This window comes from Asticcacaulis sp. MM231 (genome assembly GCF_964186625.1).
Classification (GTDB): Bacteria; Pseudomonadota; Alphaproteobacteria; order Caulobacterales; family Caulobacteraceae; genus Asticcacaulis.
The window spans coordinates 2,442,027-2,458,414 of the sequence record NZ_OZ075108.1; the positions used below are offsets into that span (position 1 = coordinate 2,442,027).

Consider the following 16,388-nt stretch of genomic DNA (forward strand, 5'->3'; position numbering starts at 1 on the left):
TCTTAAACGCGCTCGATTACGGTGGCCGTGGCCATGCCGCCGCCGACGCACAGCGTCACCAGCGCGGTCGATTTGCCGGAACGCTCCAGTTCATCGAGGACGGTGCCGAGTATCATGGCGCCGGTAGCGCCGAGCGGGTGGCCCATGGCGATGGCGCCGCCGCAGACATTTATCTTGTCGTGCGGGATATCGAGCACCTGCATATAGCGCAGCACCACGGCAGCGAAGGCTTCGTTCAGTTCGTAAAGGTCGATATCACCGACGCTCATGCCAAGCTTCTTGAGCACCTTTTCGGTGACGTAGGATGGGCCGGTCAGCATGATCGAGGGCTCGGAACCGATCGAAGCGGTGCCGAGGATACGGGCCCGCGGCTTGAGGCCGGTGATCCTGCCTGCCTCTAACGAACCCACCAGAACCGCGCCTGAGCCATCGACGATCGACGACGAATTGCCCGGTGTATGGACGTGGTTGACCTTCTCGACTTCGGGGTAACGCTGGTTGATGACCGCATCGAAGGCCATCTCGCCCATCATGGCGAAGGACGGATTGAGGCTGCCCAGGGTCTGCATATCCGTAGACGGACGGATGGTTTCATCGCGATCCAGCGCGATAATGCCCATCTGGTCCTTGATGGGCACTACCGATCTGGCGAAACGCTTCTCCGCCCAGCTTTGCGCCGAACGCTTGTGGCTCTCGACCGAATAGGCGTCGACATCGCTGCGCGAGAAGCCCCACTTGGTGGCGATCATGTCGGCCGAAACACCCTGTGGCACGAAGTAGTTCGGGAAGGCGCCGGCGATGTCGATCGCCCAGGCTCCGCCATCCGAGCCCATCGGCACGCGGCTCATGCTCTCAACGCCACCGCCGATGGCCATGGTCGCCTCGCCGGACACCACCTTGGCGGCGGCGATATTGACGGCTTCGAGACCGGAGGCACAGAAGCGGTTGACCTGCGCGCCGGCGGTCAATTGCGAATAGCCGGCGGCCAGAACCGCGGCACGGGCGATATCACCGCCCTGTTCGCCAACCGGGGTGACGCAGCCCCACGACACATCATCAACAATCGAGGTATCGAGGTGATTGCGTTCGGCCAGATTGCGCAGCACCTGTGCCGACAGGTCGAGCGCCGAGATCTGGTGGAGCGAGCCGTCCTTCTTGCCCTTACCGCGCGGGCTTCGCACGTGGTCGTAGATATAGGCGGAATTTTCAGGGCTGGGCATAGGTTCGGGCTCCTCTGAGTTTTTTGGCGGCTTAAGACGCCTTTTTAGGTGCAGCATAGATGCGCTTTGTTTACGCGAACGTCAAGATCGTCGCAAAAAATATTATCGTCAGTTCGGCGGAAAAGTGCCGCCCGCGCATCTAATTATAATACAATTTAATTGACCCTGACGGATCAAAAGGTTAGGTCATAACAACACAAGACATACGGAAACCGACCATGGACACCACCGCCCCCCTCGCCTCACATGTCAATGCCCGGACCACGATCCGCAAGATCGAAACCTTCGCCGTGCCGCCGCGCTGGCTGTTCGTGCGCGTCGAGAGCGATGATGGCGCGGTCGGCTGGGGCGAGGCCTCGCTGGAAGGTCATACCGAGGCCACGGAAGCCACCTTCGCCGAAATCCGCGAACGCTTTATCGGTCACGATGCCGACCGTATCGAGGATATGTGGCAGGTGTTCTATCGCCTGGGCTTCTATCGCGGCGGCCCGGTGCTAATGTCGGCTTTGTCAGGCTTTGATCAGGCGCTGTGGGATCTGAAGGCCCGCCGCCTGGGCGTGCCGGTTTGGCAATTGCTCGGCGGCCAGGTGCGCGATCGCGTGCAGGTTTACGCCTGGATCGGTGGCGACCGTCCGTCAGACGTCATCGACGCCGGCAAGTCGCGCCTGGCGCAGGGCTTCAAGGCCGTCAAGATGAATGCCTCGGAGGACATGGGCTGGCTCGATTCGCCGCGCGTGCTCAATGACGTGCTGGAGCGCTTCAGCTCGGTGCAGTCGCTTGGTCTCGATGTCGGCATGGACTTCCACGGCCGAGTCCACAAGCCGATGGCCAAGCAACTGGCGCACGCGCTGGAGCCCCTGCGTCCGCTGTTCATCGAGGAGCCGCTGCTGAGCGAGCATATCGAGGCCATCGAGCAGTTGTCGAAACTGACCACCACGCCGATCGCCCTGGGTGAGCGCCTGTACAGCCGCTGGGATTTCAAGCCGTTTTTGGAGCGCGCCTGCGTCGATATCATCCAGCCCGACCTCAGCCACGCCGGCGGGATTTCGGAATGCCGCCGCATCGCCGCCATGGCCGAAGCTTATGACGTCGCCATCGCCCCGCACTCGCCGCTCGGACCGCTGGCGCTTGGCGCCTGTATGCAACTGGCCATCGCCACACCGAACCACGTCATTCAGGAAATGTCGCTCGGTATCCACTACAATACCAACGGCCACGACCTGCTGTTCTATATGAAGAACCCCGAAGTGTTCGATGTGAAGGACGGCTATCTCGAGGCGCTGCAAGGCCCCGGTCTTGGCGTCGAGATCGACGAGGACAAGGTGCGTGAAATGGCCAAGGACTGCCCGCCCTGGCGCAATCCGGCGTGGCGCGGGCCAGATGGCTACGTGAGAGAGTGGTAGGTCGGGACGGTCTAACGGCCTGCAAAGCGTCATCTGCCTGCGATACGTTCCTCACGTACAAAAGTACGTCTCAGGGCCGCTTAGGCCGGTACGTTTCTCGTCAGCTAACACTTTTCGCCACGTTATCCCTCCCCGCCACCGAGCCTCTCATCTTGTACCTCCCCGCTTGTCGGGGAGGGGGACCGCACGAACCGCGAAGCGATGAGATGTGGTGGTGGGGTTTCTTGCTTTTCTTTTTCAACCACTCATCCTAAAAAACCCAAACACAGACAAAACAGGATCAGGAAACTATGTCCGATATTATCCGCCGCTCCGCTCCAGGCGCCATTCTCGGTGAAGGCCCGCTGTGGTCGAAGCGCGATCAATGCGTCTACTGGGTCGATATCCTGTCGCACAATCTCCACGCCTATTACCTCAATGGCGAAAGCAAGACGTGGCACTTCCCCGAGCCGATCGGCTGGGTGATCGAGCGCGAAGCCGGCGGTTTCATCGCCGGGCTCATGAGCGGTTTCGCCGAGGTCACACTTGAACCGCTGACCATCAGGCACATCGCTACCCCCTACCCGCACGAGCCGGAAAATCGTCTCAACGACGCCAAGGCCGATGACCGCGGCCGCATCTGGGCCGGTTCTATGCACAAGCCCATCACAAAGGTGTCCGGTGGTTTTTACCGCCTCAATACCGACCTGTCGTGGCAGGAGGTCGATGGACCGTACAAGATCGCCAATGGCCCGACCTTCTCGGCCGATCACGCCACCGTCTATCACACCGACACTGGCAAGAATGAGATCTACGTCTTCGATATTATCGACGGTGAACTGGCCAACAAGACGCTGTGGCTGACCTTCCCCGAAGATTGGGGTGGCCCGGACGGCATGACGACCGACGCCCAAGGCGGCATCTGGATCGCCCATTGGGGCCCTGGCAAGGTGACGCGCTTCAACCCTGACGCTACAGTCGATTTCTCCATCGAACTGCCGGCCAAGCAAATCACCTCGCTGTGCTTCGCGGGTGATGCGCTTGATCGCGTTTTCGTCACCTCGGCGTCTGAAAACCTGCCGGAAGATCGTGAAGGCGGGACACTCTTCGAAATACCTTCTGATCTGCTGCGCGGCCATACCGGCCTTGAACCGCAGAAGTTTAAGGGCTAAGTCGGAACCGACTTGTAATCAAGAGAATCCGAAGCATGACCTACGCCGCACCCGCCCTGATCGCCGCCGATTGGGGCACCACCAATTTCCGCCTGTTCCTCTTCGGCACCGATGGCAAGATCATCGCCAAGCACACGGCCAATATCGGCCTGAAAAACCTTGGCGTCCTGACCTTCGAGCAAGCGCTGCTCTCGGTCATGAAGGGTGATTTCGACCGTCCTGACCTGCCCATCCTGCTCTCCGGCATGGTCGGTTCGCGCACTGGCTGGGTTGAGGCGCCGTATCAGTCCTGCCCCTCCAGCCTGGCCGATATCGCCGCCCATCTGGTCACCGCCCCGTCCGACAAGCTGAAGGTCAGGATCGTGCCGGGCCTGAGCGCCTCCGCTGATCACGAAGGCCTGCTCAACGTCATGCGCGGCGAGGAAACCCAGCTCTTCGGCCTGGGGGACGGCGTGTTCGTCCTGCCCGGCACCCATTCCAAGTGGGCCAAGGTTGAAGGCGGCGTCATCGAAGGCTTCAGTTCCTACATGACGGGCGAAATGTTCCAGGTCCTGAAACGTAATTCCATCCTGGGCGACCTGATGGATAACGACAAGGACGACGAAGATGCCTTCAAGCTGGGCGTCGATCGCGCCATGGCCGATAAGTCCTTCCTGTCGCTCGTCTTCTCGGTGCGCACAGAAGGCCTGTTCGGTCATATCGCCCCGGAAAGTCTGTCCTCCTATCTTTCCGGCCTGCTCATCGGCTCGGAGATCCGCGCCGAAAGCATCCGCCATGGCATCCGCCCGGTTGGCATTGTCGGAGACGGCAGCCTGTCCAAACTCTACAAGCGCGCTCTGAACCACACCGGCTTTACCGACGTCACCATCTATGATGGCGATACGGCCGCCGCCGGCGGTCTGTGGGCCATCGCCCAGCAAGGAAAACTGGTACTATGACATTAAATGAACAGTGGCAGGACGCCCTGAGAACCCTGCCCCTGGTGGCGATCCTGCGTGGGCTGCGCCCTGATGAAGCGCTTGGCGTCGGCGAAATGCTGGTCGAGGCCGGTTTCAAGATCGTCGAAGTGCCGCTCAACTCGCCTGAACCCTTCGATTCGATCAAGCTGCTGGTGCAGGCCTTGGGCAAACGCGCCATTGTCGGCGCCGGCACGGTTTTGAACGTCGCCGCTGTCGAGACGCTGCACGCGGTCGGCGGCCAGATCTGCATCTCGCCCAACGCCAATCCGGAGGTCATCCGCCGCGCCAAACAACTCGGCATGATCTCCTTCCCGGCCTTCTTCACCCCGACCGAAGCCTTTTCGGCTATCGACGCCGGCGCCGATGCCATCAAGCTGTTCCCTGCCGAACTGGCCGGCACCACCGGGCTGAAAGCTATGAAAGCCGTCCTGCCGAAAAACGTCCCGGTCTTCCCGGTCGGCGGCGTTAATCCGGACAATATGAAGGATTTCATCGACGCCGGCGCTGCCGGTTTCGGCATCGGCTCGGCCGTCTTCAAGCCCGGTGATACGCCGGAGACCGTCTATAAGAAGGCCAAGGCCTTTGTCGACGGCTGGAACGCGCGGCAAAAGGCCTAGTCGGTCAACGACTGCGCAACAGTCTGCATACTCGGATATTGTGGTCAGGCTGCGGCCTGTTCGGCGAAGTCGAGACGCGCCTGTTTTATCTGTGCATGATGCGCGGCGGCCCACGCCATCAGCCCCATCAGAGGCGGCATCATCGATTCGCCCAGCGGGGTCAGGCGGTACTCGACGCTTGGCGGCAAGGTCGGGAAAACATGCCGGCTGATTAGCCCATCAGCCTGCAAATCACGCAGGGTCTGGGTCAGCATACGCTGCGATATATCGGGCACGGCGCGCTTCAGTTCGCCGAAACGATGCGGCTTTGAGCCGAGCGCCACCATTAACAGGCTCGACCATTTGTCGCCGATATGATCCATGACATCGCGCACAGGGCATTTGCTGCTGTCCACCTTGCCGCCGATGCTTTGCATGACGCCCTGCATGGCCGCCAACAGGTCTGGCGTAATGTGAGGTGGTTCCTTCAAGGTAACTATCTCCCGAAAAACTGCCGTCTTTACAAGTGATCCATACATACTATTTTACACATGGTCTCAATTCGTAACTACATACCACAAAGGAACCACCATGTCCAATCTCCTCGTAACCGGCGCCAATGGCAAGCTTGGCCGTCATGTCGTGTCGCTTCTGCTTGAATCCGGCAAAGACCACATCATCGCCGCTTCGCGCGACACCGCCAAACTGGCCGATCTCGCCGCCAAGGGGGCCGAAACCCGCCACGTCGATTTCGATGACGCGGGCTCCTTGGCCGAAGCCTTCAAGGGCGTCGACCGCGTGCTGATCATCTCGACCGACGCGCTCGGTTCCGGTCAGCGCCTCACCCAGCACAAGGCCGCCGTTAAGGCCGCTACTGAGGCCGGCGCAGAGATCGTCTATACCTCCATGACGAAGCCGGAAACCTCGGCGGTTGTCTTCGCACCCGATCATGCCGGCACGGAGCGGGCTATCCTGGACAGCGGCGTGCGTTACACAATCCTGCGCAACGCCTGGTATCAGGAAAACCTGTTCATGAACCTGCCGGCCGCCTTCGCTTCCGGCACGCTCTACACCTCCGCCGGCGATGGCAAGCTGTCGCACGTCTCCCACGCCGATGCCGCCCGTGCTGCCGCCGCCGCGCTCAGCAAGCCCGCCGTCAACGAAACCCTGACCATCACCGGCCCTGAACTGCTGAGCACACAGCAGATCGCTGATCTTGCTTCTGAGATCGTCGGCAAGCCGCTGGCCGTGGTCAATCTAAGCGACGAACAACTGGCCGGCGGCATGAAGGCGGCGGGTGTGCCCGAAGCCATCATCCCCACGCTGGTTTCCTTCGACACCAACACCCGCGAAGGTGGTTTCGATATCCTGACCCATGATGTCGAGGCCCTGACCGGCCGTAAACCTGAAGCTCTGCGCGCCTTCCTAGAAGCTAATAAAGCGGCGTTCTGATACTTGCCCGATCATGCATGTCCGGTTATCACACGGACATGCGCATCCTGCCCGTAGCCCCCCACCACATCCCTGCCCTGTCGTCGCTCGCCATGGAAACCTTCAGCGAGACCTTCGGCCATCTCTATCCGCCGGAAGATCTGCAGGCCTTCCTGCAAAAATCTTACGCACCGGAGCAGGTGGCAAGCGAAGTGGCGGACACCACGCAGTTCTGGCGCATCGTCTATGATGGCGATATGGCCGTCGCTTATCTGCATTGTGGCCCCGTCGGCCTGCCGCACCCGGATGCCGACCCGACGCAGGCGGGCGAAGTAAAACGCCTCTATGTTCATTCCACCCAGCAGGGCAAAGGTCTCGGCAAAACACTGCTGAAACTGGCCATGGACTGGCTGAGCGAAACCTATGGCGTTGCCCCCCAGTGGATCGGCGTTTGGAGCGAGAACCTCAAGGCCCAGGCGCTTTATAACAGCCAAGGCTTCGAGCACGTTGGTGCGTATCAGTTCCCCGTCGGCCGTGTGCTGGACGATGAATTTATCCTGCGTCGGCAGCCTTAGACCACCTGCGCAGCCATGCCACCAGCGCCCACGCATAGCCCTCATTCTTGAGATGCGTGATCACCTCTAACGGACCGAGCCAGACCAGTTCGTGGTCGGCCTCACATTTGGCTTCAGGCTTTTCACCCAACAGCGTGATCTCGAAGAAATGGGCGTGGTTGTTGTAAGGTGTACCATCCTCATGGATGAAGTAGTGCTTCAGATCTGTGATCGGCTGCCCGACCTCGACCAGGAGGCCGGTTTCTTCGCCGAATTCGCGCACCACCGCCTGCCGCGGCGTTTCGCCAGGATCGACCGCGCCGCCGGGAAAATCATACTCATACGGCCCGTAACCGATGCGCACGCAGGCGAGTTTGCCATCGCGCGCCAGTAAGCCATAGGCACCTGTGCGGTCGCCATAAGTCAGGGCCGGATCGGGCGTGCCGAACTGCTTAATCGCTGCCATAGAGTACACCATAAGGATCGGCGACCTTGTTGCCGACGAAGTCATCGTAAAGCGCTGGCTTGTAGCCCACCGGCATGGTCTTGGAATCGCGCCAGGCATCGAGCAGGACATCGCGCAGATTGGCCGCGCCCTCGCCCAGCCGCGCCGCCATAAAGGCCTTGCCGCGCGGATCGCCTTCCTTGAAGCCGCCATCTTTTTCTAGCTGATAAAGCGGCACAACCTGCGCATAGCCCTGCTTCAGGCGCGCCTTGACGCAGATATCGACAGCCTCCGTGCATGGTGTATAGGCCGGCATGTTAGCGCGAATATCGGTCGCGCTGATGTTCGCACGCACATAGTCACCTTCCAGCGGACCATGGATGCGCTGGGTTGTGAACCCGTTCGAGTTCTCGCTCTCAGTCCAGCCATTATAGTTGACGCTGAGATGCAAGGGCTGAGTGGCGTCACCGACATAATGCGCCAGCACACCGATATCGCTCAGCGTCAGATGCTCACGACGCAGGCGATCAGCACGATACCAGGCCTTTTTCACCTTGTCGGTCTCGCGCGTCTCCATCAGGCTGAGCACGCGCCAGTAGGCCATGTCCTTCACGACCTGCTGATAGGCGTCGATGGTGGCATAGGGCAGATAGCCCGACTTGGCGGGGTCGATTCCCTTGGCGCGCAGGCTGGCTTCAAACTCCGACTTGGTTTTGGGCAAATCGTCGAGCGTCTGGCCGGCCAGGGTCAGGCCGTCCTTGTCGAGATCGATGAAATGAGCCGGGGTGCGTTCGGCGTCATGCACATCGCCGGCACCGCGCCAGCGATCAGGCTCGCGCGCATATTCGCCGATATCGGCGATGGCGGCCGGACTGCGCAGAAAAGCGGGCACATAGGTTGGCAGCGCGCGCACGGCCTCTTCGGCCAGCAGGCGGTGTCCGGCGGCGCCCCAGGCCCAGGCAGCACCGGCTATGGCAACGCCTGTCAGGAAAGTGGCAGCGAGTAGTTTGAAGCGCATAGTGATAGCCCCATAAGATCCACCCCCGGATTTATGACATGCTTAGTCGTACTCAGTCCGTTTCGGGTGCAAGCGTGACCTGCAAACCGTTCAGATCATCCCGCATCAGAATTTGGCATGAGAGACGCGAATTGCGCTTCACATTGAAGGCTTCATCGAGCTTCTCGTCTTCCTCGTCCGACTTCGGAATCAGCTTACCGGCCCAGTCACCATCGACATAAACGTGACATGTGGCACATTCGAGACAGCCACCGCATTCCGCCTTAATCGGTAAGCCGTTGTCGCGGATGATTTCCATGATCCGCCAGCCTTCGAGCGCCGGCAGAGTATGAACTACGCCGTCGCGGTCGGTACAGATGATGTGCAGCTCTTCGTCGCTCATGATGCCGGTATCTTTGTTCTGAGTGGCAGATAGGTGGTGCGCGCCTGCGTTTAAAGGCGCGATCCCTCCCTGCCAAGCAAAAAAGCCGTCTAGCGGCTTAAAGAGCGCAGTTGCAGGGCATGCAGATAGGCTGCGACGTCATGCAGAGCCGCGTTCATAGCCGATTGCACGTTCTCCAGCCGACGCTCGGCGCCATGAACATCGCCGCGCTCCGCTGCCTCGGCCGCCGCCGCCAAGAGCCCGGCGCCGATGCCGGCAGCCGCCCCCTTGATGGTGTGAGCGGCATCGCGCCACCCCTCGTGCGAGGTATTTAGAAGTGGCGCCCACAGTTCGCACTGGTGCTGGAAGATGTGCAGCACCTCCTCGATCACCACCGTATCACTCAGGGTATAAGCTTCCAGATGGCCGAAATCGACAACGCCGGTAAGATCGCGCAGGGCCATGAAGGTCTCCGTCCGTGGCGGGAATCAGAAGAACACTATTATACGGGCGTGGGTCAGCGGCAAGGCCTCCCAACCTCTTGTTTTTCGGGCCTTTTGAAAAAACTTGGATAAATCCTTTTTTGCACTTGCCACGGAAAAATAATTGGCTATGTTCCGCGCCTCACCAACGGGGTCACCAAGCCCGCTGGTTGCTCCTTAAAGAGCACTGCTTAAAGAGAAGTGGTTCGGGTGTGTAGCTCAGTTGGTAGAGCAGCTGACTCTTAATCAGCGGGTCCACGGTTCGAGTCCGTGCCCACCCACCACTTCTCCTTCCGCCAAATAAGGCGTTGATTTTTCTCAATAATTTCGCCGCAAATTTTCGCTCAGTGTAGCAAAAAATGCCGTTTGGTGTAACAAATCTTCCACACCGCTGTTACACGACGACGACGAGACCTTTGCCGCTCTAACGAGCTTTCCAGCGTGTCGCCCCAGCCGCAATAACTCGTTTGGTATGAGCGCTATATATCGCCAGCTTTGCTGCTCTGTGGGGTCGGTCTGAACTGTTCAAGGTTTGGCTCATCTGCCTGTAGAGGGCATTGGCTTCCTCGGCGCTTAGGCTCCCCATTTTATACATAAACATCAAATAGACATCTGGGCACTGGCCGATGTTTTGAAGCGTCAGCGCATCGGCCAGACTGATTATATCAACCTGCCCATTGTCGTAGAGATAAACTTCGTTGTGCGGCGTCACCCCATACCGCGCTATCGACGGCACGGCATTTTGTGGATCAAAGGCGTGCTGGTCTGAAACCATTATAAAATCACTCATCGCCATCACGATCCTTTTCCAAGACCGACAACAAAACTTTCGCTGCTAATTCATGGTCTGGCTCAGAGTTCGTCGGTCAGCGCGTGCCAAAGAGGGATGGGGCACCATCACGATCCTGAATATCCGCCGCATGGATGACGACAAATAACAGCAGTCCCAAGGTGTCGGTGATGATATGCCGCTTGCGACCCTTGATCTTCTTACCAGCATCATAGCCACGAACACCGCCACTTTCGGTCGTTTTGACGCTCTGACTGTCGATGACGCCGGCTGAGGGGCTGGCTTCACGGCCCTCCAGTTCGCGTGCCGCCATGACGAGCAGGTGATTGATCTTCTGCCATAGACCGCTGCTACGCCAATCATAGAAATAGCCCTGAACGGTCGTCATCGGGGGAAAGTCCTTCGGCAACATCCGCCACTGGCAACCCGAGGACGCAATATACAGGATCGCATTCACCACGGCCCGCATCGACGTTGTGCGCGGTCGACCGCCACGTTTGGCAGGCGGAAGTAATGGGGCCAATAAAGACCACTCTTGTTCCGTCATATCGCTTGGATAGCGCGACGATTTGCGTCTATGCTCGACGCGGGCAATATCATCCCAAGGCATCCGAATCTCCGTTTCTTCGCAACAAACAGAGAATCACAACCTATTGATATTGCCCACCTTCTTTTCGGTCAGATGGGGTGGTTGCCGCCCCTCCCAGACGGCATCGCAATGTGCCAAAATAGTGGTGTTATAGGCCACTTAGCGGAAAGGACGGCAACCGTGACGAAGAATACAATGATTGGAGTAGACTTGGCAAAGTCTGTTTTTCAACTGCATGGCGCGTCAATGACGGGTGAGGTGCGGTTTAAGAAGAAGCTTTCCAGGGAAGGTTTTTTGAAATTCATGTCGGACCAAGTCCCTGCGATTGTGGTGATGGAGGCTTGTGGCAGCGCGCATTACTGGGCCCGTGAGATGACGCGGCTCGGCCACGAGGTGAAGCTGATCGCGCCGCAGTACGTGAAGCCGTTTGTAAAGCGTCAGAAAAATGATGCGGCAGACGCCGAGGCCATCGTAATTGCGGCCCAGCGGCCCGAAATGCGCTTCGTTGAACCGAAGTCGCCTGAGCAGCAAAGCCGGGCAGTTTTGTTTCGGGCTCGCGAACGGCTTGTGCATCAGCGCACCGAACTGGTCAACGCGCTCAGGGCGTGCCTCTATGAATACGGCCACGCTGTCCCGCAGGGGATACGTCAGGTCAAGCGGATCGAAGAGATCCTGAATGAACCAAACAGTGACTTGCCAAATCTGATGCGCGAGGAATGTCAGGACCTGCTGAAACAGATCGCTGAAAAGACGGCGCGCATTGATGCACGGACCGAGAAGATCAAGGCAATGGCTGGGGAAACTGACACAGCGCGGCGCTTGCAGACGATCCCCGGTGTTGGCCCATTGACCGCCTTGGCGATCGAGGCCTTTGCACCGGCCATGGAAAGCTTTAAGTGCGGTCGCGACTTCTCAGCATGGCTGGGTCTCGTCCCCCGCCAGTTCTCTTCCGGCGGTAAAGAAAGGCTTGGCGGGGTTTCCAAGGCTGGGCAGTCCGATATCCGCAGATTGCTGATTATCGGCGCGATGTCTCGCCTGAACTGGTTGGGACGTAAATCGGTTCCTGACGGGTCATGGCTTGCGCGGATGATAGCACGAAAGCCTAGAATGCTTGTGGCGATATGAGAAGCTCGAACACAAATATATCCGCACGCGGGGCAAGCTCGGCCATCCGGCCAAATCAAAGCTTCAAATATGCGACGGCAGCGTCAAAAAAAGTGGCGACCATGTCATCGACAGGCTCTACTTTTTGCGTGAAACTGGTCGGCCCAGTTTGACATCGTCGCATCCACGTTCGCAAATTAAGGGAATATGGAGTGATTTGCTTTACAAAACTGAACTTCACCGGATTTGCCGGAGGCCGGTTTATAAAAGTTAGCTGCTACCGCTAGAACGAGACCGTTCATGGTTTCGAAAAACTCTCTGGCCCGTTGAAGCTTCCCCATTTACGTTAAATTCCTTTTGATCAGTACAACCAGGCGTGATAGCGGACGCGCAATTCATTTGAGGCCTGGCTTTTTCCAATGGCCTTTCGCGCACCCGAAACGGCTGCAGTCTGCGGCCTTGCCGATCTCTAGATCAGGCATGTCCCCGTCACGCAGCCGCCAATCGAAGAAGGCAATGATGTGGTCCAGGACCTGCTGGGTGGGCTGTCCGACCTCATCGACAAGGTGATTTGTGATGACACTGTGGGGGGACGGATATTTCGTGTAGCTTGGGTTCGCCGAGTGTTTGTCCAGGCACCGACTTTCAAAGGCGCCAATAACGCCCGGAACGGCCAATGCGGCCGTGACGTTGCCGACGCGCTCGCAGGGCGAAACCGGATCGTCCTGAAAACGAAAGAGGCGGATCGCCAGGTCACCGCCCCTTAGACGATCGGGCAGGTCTTCGATTCCATCGACGCCACTATCGTGTTTATTCAAAAGGGGGAGAGACGGTTCGCAGGCGACCGCCGCTCTTACAACTGGCTCGGTCGCGGCGCCGAGCGCGAACCCGCCGCCAAAGCATAGGCCTATAATCCCGACCTTATCTGCGGATCCCGGGGCGACGGTACGGACGAGGTTACGAAGCCAGTCGGTGAGGTGCGCTTCGCCGTGGCCAAAGAGAGCTTTGAATTCGGAAGAGACGCAGAGATCGGCGAGGGTTTTGGCACTTTCGTACCAAAGGCTTTTTCCAAACGGCTCACCCAGAAGGGACGGCAGATATACGCGAAATCCGGCTGAGACAAATGCGTCCGCCACCTTCACCACAGCCGCGGAAATATGAGGCAACTCGTGGATAAAGATGATGGCTGCCCCTTCGCCTTTCGTATAGACCCTGTGCCCTCGTCCGTCAAAGCTATGAGGAAAGGATTTGAACCCTGGAATTGCCGCCGCCATCTCGCTCCCCGTTCCTGACTATGCCACTGCCGCTTTAAACAGTTGAGCCAATTCCTTGCGGCGGATATCCGTGTGTGATTCAATGAAATCGCATTTCACATTGGTTACATGGTGAGGCGCGAAGGTGAGCGGGCTAGAGCCGCCGTAGACGATATTCGTGGCGTCTGTCCCCAAACCGAGCGCACCATTGGCGCCAAGCCCGCCGTAGATATCCTCGCCCCCACCAAAATGGTTGGAGACTTCCACCAGGCCGGCGGCAATGGTCTGAGAGACCCGCGAGGCCGAAGGATATGCCAGTCCAACCGCGTGATCATGCCACGTATACGTAATCACGATTGGACCGTCGACTTTCCGGGCCGTGATGACGTCTCGGAAATCGCCGTTGAATTTGGGGAAGGGTGGATAGTGCAGGTTTTCACCGAAAGCGTTGTGCGAAAACGCGGCCTGTACCAGGCTCAAGCTTTTCGGCGGCGTCTTCAACGCGGTGGTCGCCGCCGTCATCAAACGGGCGCCGAAGCTATGACCAATCAGGTGAACGCGAATCTTTTCAATCCCGGGCGCCTCATTTAGCACCTTGGCCAGCCCCAGCCCTACCTTTGCTGACCGCTTCTTCAGTTCAAAATAGGCGAACTGGTTCAACAGCTTGGCTACACCAGCGGACGCGCCCGAGAACAACCCGAGGGCCTCCCCGCCTTCCGTCTCGACAATGGCGGCGGCATTGCCTTCCAGGACTGCCGCCACCCCGAGTGTCGGAGCGGGTTGCATGGCCAGGTCGTCGACAATATCGCTGCCTTTTCGCGAGAACAGTTCATTGTGATCGCTCTGCGTCTGGGCATCGACCTGCTCCATTCCGCCCACTGCCGCCCGTAGCTCGACGACCAATGCGTCTGCATCGCCCCCGCCATTCGCGGCCAGCGCCACGCGGTCAGGGAAATCGGGCTCGTCAATACCCAGAAAATCGCCAACCTCCTTACCGAGGGATACCAAAACGTCTTCGTTGAGATTACCGCCGGCCGACGCGGCGGCGCCCCCCAGCACATTGAACGTCTCCTGCCCCAGATCATCCCGGAACTTGTCGGACGGCCAAAATACACCGGCGACGCCAAATACCCGGCCATTGGCATTCCAATCGGCCTTGGCCACATCTCTGAGATGGCCAACAATCGCCGCGTACATTTCCTTTGACGATTCCGGGTCCTGATGCCAGCCGTGAGAGATCACGATCAGATCCGTCACGCCCGGCGGCGCCACTGGATCGCCTGTATTTTTACGCGTGCCGTCCTTGAAGAACTCGAGGCGGGTGAAGTCAAAGTCTGCAAGCTTTTCCATCTGCTATTCCCCTAGATTGATTGAACGGCGCGGAGCACATCGACCAAGCCCGCCCCTTGAAAGTCACGTCTGCGTTTCAAATCCGTCGCGGTGGACAACAGGATTTCTTTGACCCGCCGCGGATTGGGTTCACGCAGGAACTGCCGGTGGATCGACAAAAACGCTGCCGCGGCGCCCGACACGTGTGGCGCCGCCATACTGGTTCCGCTGTCCTCCCGGTAATAAGGAATGCCTTCTTCGTAAATGAATTTGTCCTGACCAAATCGACGGTCCAGCTCGGCGGCTTCGACCTTCGAGCGCGAAGCACAGGAGACGATCCGTTCTCCCGGCGCGACAATATCTGGTTTCTCGCGCCCGTCGGCAGTGGGCCCCCTTGAGGAAAAGTGAGATATCCCGTAGGTTTCCGGCGCTTCGGAATGGGTCGAGCCTACAGTAATGGCCAGTTCGGCATTGCCGGGGTCGGCGATGGATTGAGACAGGCCTATCCGCTTGCTTGAAGTCGCGCCTTCCGGCGTCAGAATAACCGAGCCGTCATTGCCAGCAGCAACCACCACAATCGTCTTGAAGTCGATCAATCGATTGACCGCCACACAGATAGGGCTTTGGCCCGCAGCGAACCATTTGGCATCGAAGCCGTAGCCGATGCTGATGTTCACGCCGTGTATGCGAACCTTGCGTCCATCTTCATTTGTCTCAGCCACATAGTCGAGTGCTGCCAGGAGGGCGCTCTCCTCGCCTGTGCCGCCATCGTTCAGAACTTTCAGACTGACAAGCTTGCACTCGGGTGCCACACCAACATAGGGCCGAAAGATGTCTTCGGCCTTCATTCGAACAGTGTTGCTTTCGTCCCGCCCCAAGACCAGACGTACCGCGAGCCGTTCGCGGTCGGCCTTCTTCTTCACCTTCCCTTTAGGCGTAGCGCCCGCGATGATCCCTGCGACATGGGTGCCGTGGCCAAAGACATCGACCAATGGGGCGCCGCTGCCCGTGAAATCTTTGTGCTCGACCGACCGCAGCAGATTTTCCCGTTCTTTTGTCAAGGCGTGCCTCGGGTCCAGATCGAGTGTGCCATGTGTGGCGAAATGCGCGTGCTGCCCGTCAATACCACTGTCGATCACGGCCCAGATAACGCCGTCGCCAATGCCCGCGTCTTCGGAGCCGAAGACGCGCCCGCACGCGTCTGCCTTGATCACCTTCACCGACTTGTCCATGAACGGTTCGAGCTTTCGATCCGGCCAGATCTTGTAGATAACGACTCCGTGCATCTCGGCATTTATGGAGGTTAGCATCGTCACCTGTGGCAGGGTTAGCCAAGCAAAGACGTGATGTCGCGTTTGATAGGGCTTCAGCCTGCCACCAATTTTCTGAATCCATTCCACAATCAGATCGCGCGCGGCCGTCAGGCCATCGGCGTAGTCCAGATTAGGGTCGATAATCACCGATTGGACGGGGTCGACCGCGGTTTTGAGCAGGTTTTCGCGAGCCGCGGCCTCTTTGAACCCTTGGAGCAGTTCCGGCGAGATAACATAGCGCGCATAATGTTGCGACAGCTCGGAATCACCGCCTTCGACCACATCCGAACTATCTGACGAATTCGCCACCCCGGTCCCCTTACTTACGTAAAAACGCGACGCAACCACACAAACCAACGTTATGCGAATTTGCGCAGATAGCAACTCAAA

General features: G+C 58.7%; 16 protein-coding genes, 1 tRNA gene and 2 pseudogenes. 8 read left to right on the forward strand and 11 right to left on the reverse strand.

Annotated elements, in window-relative coordinates:
- Positions 1-2: 2 nt before the first annotated feature.
- Complete coding sequence (locus tag ABQ278_RS11940; RefSeq protein WP_349319790.1) at positions 3-1,220, reverse strand: acetyl-CoA C-acetyltransferase; 1,218 nt, start codon at positions 1,218-1,220, stop codon at positions 3-5.
- 218 nt (positions 1,221-1,438) lie between these two features.
- Here ABQ278_RS11940 and dgoD point away from each other — a divergent pair, with 218 nt between their 5' ends.
- The 4 genes from dgoD (at position 1,439) to ABQ278_RS11960 (ending at position 5,350) form a co-directional block, all read left to right on the forward strand.
- Positions 1,439-2,623 (forward strand): galactonate dehydratase, encoded by a 1,185-nt coding sequence (dgoD, locus tag ABQ278_RS11945; RefSeq protein ID WP_349319791.1) that lies wholly within the window; start codon positions 1,439-1,441, stop codon positions 2,621-2,623.
- 290 nt (positions 2,624-2,913) lie between these two features.
- Positions 2,914-3,774, forward strand: coding sequence for an SMP-30/gluconolactonase/LRE family protein (locus ABQ278_RS11950; RefSeq protein ID WP_349319792.1), 861 nt, complete (start codon positions 2,914-2,916; stop codon positions 3,772-3,774).
- A gap of 35 nt (positions 3,775-3,809) precedes the next feature.
- On the forward strand, positions 3,810-4,712 hold the full coding sequence (locus ABQ278_RS11955; RefSeq protein WP_349319793.1) for a 2-dehydro-3-deoxygalactonokinase: 903 nt from the start codon (positions 3,810-3,812) through the stop codon (positions 4,710-4,712).
- On the forward strand, positions 4,709-5,350 hold the full coding sequence (locus tag ABQ278_RS11960; RefSeq protein ID WP_349319794.1) for a 2-dehydro-3-deoxy-6-phosphogalactonate aldolase: 642 nt from the start codon (positions 4,709-4,711) through the stop codon (positions 5,348-5,350). The genes ABQ278_RS11955 and ABQ278_RS11960 overlap by 4 nt, the downstream gene beginning before the upstream one ends.
- Positions 5,351-5,394: 44 nt before the next feature.
- On the opposite strand, the gene ABQ278_RS11965 is transcribed toward ABQ278_RS11960, so the two are convergent.
- Positions 5,395-5,820, reverse strand: a complete 426-nt coding sequence (locus ABQ278_RS11965; protein ID WP_349319795.1) for a helix-turn-helix domain-containing protein — start codon at positions 5,818-5,820, stop codon at positions 5,395-5,397.
- Positions 5,821-5,920: 100 nt separating this feature from the next.
- On the opposite strand from ABQ278_RS11965, the gene ABQ278_RS11970 reads away from it, so the two are divergent.
- Together ABQ278_RS11970 and ABQ278_RS11975 are read left to right on the forward strand one after the other, a co-directional pair.
- The gene (locus tag ABQ278_RS11970) at positions 5,921-6,781 is read left to right on the forward strand and encodes an SDR family oxidoreductase (protein WP_349319796.1); all 861 of its coding nucleotides are present in this window, start codon (positions 5,921-5,923) and stop codon (positions 6,779-6,781) included.
- A gap of 17 nt (positions 6,782-6,798) precedes the next feature.
- Positions 6,799-7,335, forward strand: coding sequence for a GNAT family N-acetyltransferase (locus tag ABQ278_RS11975; RefSeq protein WP_349319797.1), 537 nt, complete (start codon positions 6,799-6,801; stop codon positions 7,333-7,335).
- On the opposite strand, the gene ABQ278_RS11980 is transcribed toward ABQ278_RS11975, so the two are convergent.
- From ABQ278_RS11980 to ABQ278_RS11995, 4 genes are all read right to left on the reverse strand, one after another.
- Positions 7,313-7,780, reverse strand: coding sequence for an NUDIX domain-containing protein (locus tag ABQ278_RS11980; RefSeq protein WP_349319798.1), 468 nt, complete (start codon positions 7,778-7,780; stop codon positions 7,313-7,315). The two genes, ABQ278_RS11975 and ABQ278_RS11980, sit on opposite strands and share 23 nt — an antisense overlap.
- Positions 7,767-8,777, reverse strand: coding sequence for a hypothetical protein (locus ABQ278_RS11985; RefSeq protein ID WP_349319799.1), 1,011 nt, complete (start codon positions 8,775-8,777; stop codon positions 7,767-7,769). Before ABQ278_RS11985 ends, ABQ278_RS11980 begins: the two co-directional genes overlap by 14 nt.
- Positions 8,778-8,829: 52 nt before the next feature.
- Positions 8,830-9,159, reverse strand: a complete 330-nt coding sequence (locus ABQ278_RS11990; protein ID WP_349319800.1) for a 2Fe-2S iron-sulfur cluster-binding protein — start codon at positions 9,157-9,159, stop codon at positions 8,830-8,832.
- Between the two features lie 89 nt (positions 9,160-9,248).
- Positions 9,249-9,602: an Hpt domain-containing protein gene (locus ABQ278_RS11995; RefSeq protein ID WP_349319801.1), complete on the reverse strand. Its 354-nt coding sequence runs from the start codon at positions 9,600-9,602 to the stop codon at positions 9,249-9,251.
- A gap of 226 nt (positions 9,603-9,828) precedes the next feature.
- Between ABQ278_RS11995 and ABQ278_RS12000 the strand changes: the two genes are divergently transcribed.
- Positions 9,829-9,904: transfer RNA gene (locus ABQ278_RS12000), tRNA-Lys, on the forward strand.
- Between the two features lie 140 nt (positions 9,905-10,044).
- Here the strand turns inward: ABQ278_RS12000 and ABQ278_RS12005 are convergent.
- Both ABQ278_RS12005 and ABQ278_RS12010 read right to left on the reverse strand, forming a co-directional pair.
- Complete coding sequence (locus tag ABQ278_RS12005) at positions 10,045-10,416, reverse strand: hypothetical protein (RefSeq protein WP_349319802.1); 372 nt, start codon at positions 10,414-10,416, stop codon at positions 10,045-10,047.
- 91 nt (positions 10,417-10,507) lie between these two features.
- A pseudogene (locus tag ABQ278_RS12010) lies at positions 10,508-11,020 on the reverse strand (IS5 family transposase); the annotation flags it as partial.
- A 174-nt stretch (positions 11,021-11,194) separates the two neighbouring features.
- On the opposite strand from ABQ278_RS12010, the pseudogene ABQ278_RS12015 reads away from it, so the two are divergent.
- Positions 11,195-12,192: pseudogene (locus tag ABQ278_RS12015) on the forward strand (IS110 family transposase); the annotation flags it as partial.
- Between the two features lie 306 nt (positions 12,193-12,498).
- On the opposite strand, the gene ABQ278_RS12020 reads toward ABQ278_RS12015, so the two are convergent.
- Genes ABQ278_RS12020 through ABQ278_RS12030 form a run of 3 tightly spaced genes read right to left on the reverse strand, consistent with a single transcriptional unit; the run spans position 12,499 to position 16,307 of the window.
- Positions 12,499-13,377, reverse strand: a complete 879-nt coding sequence (locus ABQ278_RS12020) for a dienelactone hydrolase family protein (protein ID WP_349319803.1) — start codon at positions 13,375-13,377, stop codon at positions 12,499-12,501.
- Positions 13,378-13,395: 18 nt separating this feature from the next.
- Entirely contained in the window at positions 13,396-14,706 is a 1,311-nt protein-coding gene (locus tag ABQ278_RS12025) for a hypothetical protein (RefSeq protein WP_349319804.1), read from the reverse strand.
- 11 nt (positions 14,707-14,717) lie between these two features.
- Positions 14,718-16,307: a S8 family peptidase gene (locus ABQ278_RS12030; RefSeq protein ID WP_349319805.1), complete on the reverse strand. Its 1,590-nt coding sequence runs from the start codon at positions 16,305-16,307 to the stop codon at positions 14,718-14,720.
- Between the last annotated feature and the right edge of the window lie 81 nt (positions 16,308-16,388).

Excerpts from the sequence above, each read along its gene's own strand:
- ABQ278_RS11940 (WP_349319790.1), bottom strand. The coding sequence starts at position 1,220 with ATGCCCAGCCCTGAAAATTCCGCCTATATCTACGACCACGTGCGAAGC.
- dgoD (WP_349319791.1), top strand. The coding sequence starts at position 1,439 with ATGGACACCACCGCCCCCCTCGCCTCACATGTCAATGCCCGGACCACG.
- ABQ278_RS11950 (WP_349319792.1), top strand. The coding sequence starts at position 2,914 with ATGTCCGATATTATCCGCCGCTCCGCTCCAGGCGCCATTCTCGGTGAA.
- ABQ278_RS11955 (WP_349319793.1), top strand. The coding sequence starts at position 3,810 with ATGACCTACGCCGCACCCGCCCTGATCGCCGCCGATTGGGGCACCACC.
- ABQ278_RS11960 (WP_349319794.1), top strand. The coding sequence starts at position 4,709 with ATGACATTAAATGAACAGTGGCAGGACGCCCTGAGAACCCTGCCCCTG.
- ABQ278_RS11970 (WP_349319796.1), top strand. The coding sequence starts at position 5,921 with ATGTCCAATCTCCTCGTAACCGGCGCCAATGGCAAGCTTGGCCGTCAT.
- ABQ278_RS11975 (WP_349319797.1), top strand. The coding sequence starts at position 6,799 with ATGTCCGGTTATCACACGGACATGCGCATCCTGCCCGTAGCCCCCCAC.
- ABQ278_RS11980 (WP_349319798.1), bottom strand. The coding sequence starts at position 7,780 with ATGGCAGCGATTAAGCAGTTCGGCACGCCCGATCCGGCCCTGACTTAT.
- ABQ278_RS11985 (WP_349319799.1), bottom strand. The coding sequence starts at position 8,777 with ATGCGCTTCAAACTACTCGCTGCCACTTTCCTGACAGGCGTTGCCATA.
- ABQ278_RS11990 (WP_349319800.1), bottom strand. The coding sequence starts at position 9,159 with ATGAGCGACGAAGAGCTGCACATCATCTGTACCGACCGCGACGGCGTA.
- ABQ278_RS11995 (WP_349319801.1), bottom strand. The coding sequence starts at position 9,602 with ATGGCCCTGCGCGATCTTACCGGCGTTGTCGATTTCGGCCATCTGGAA.
- ABQ278_RS12005 (WP_349319802.1), bottom strand. The coding sequence starts at position 10,416 with ATGGCGATGAGTGATTTTATAATGGTTTCAGACCAGCACGCCTTTGAT.
- ABQ278_RS12020 (WP_349319803.1), bottom strand. The coding sequence starts at position 13,377 with ATGGCGGCGGCAATTCCAGGGTTCAAATCCTTTCCTCATAGCTTTGAC.
- ABQ278_RS12025 (WP_349319804.1), bottom strand. The coding sequence starts at position 14,706 with ATGGAAAAGCTTGCAGACTTTGACTTCACCCGCCTCGAGTTCTTCAAG.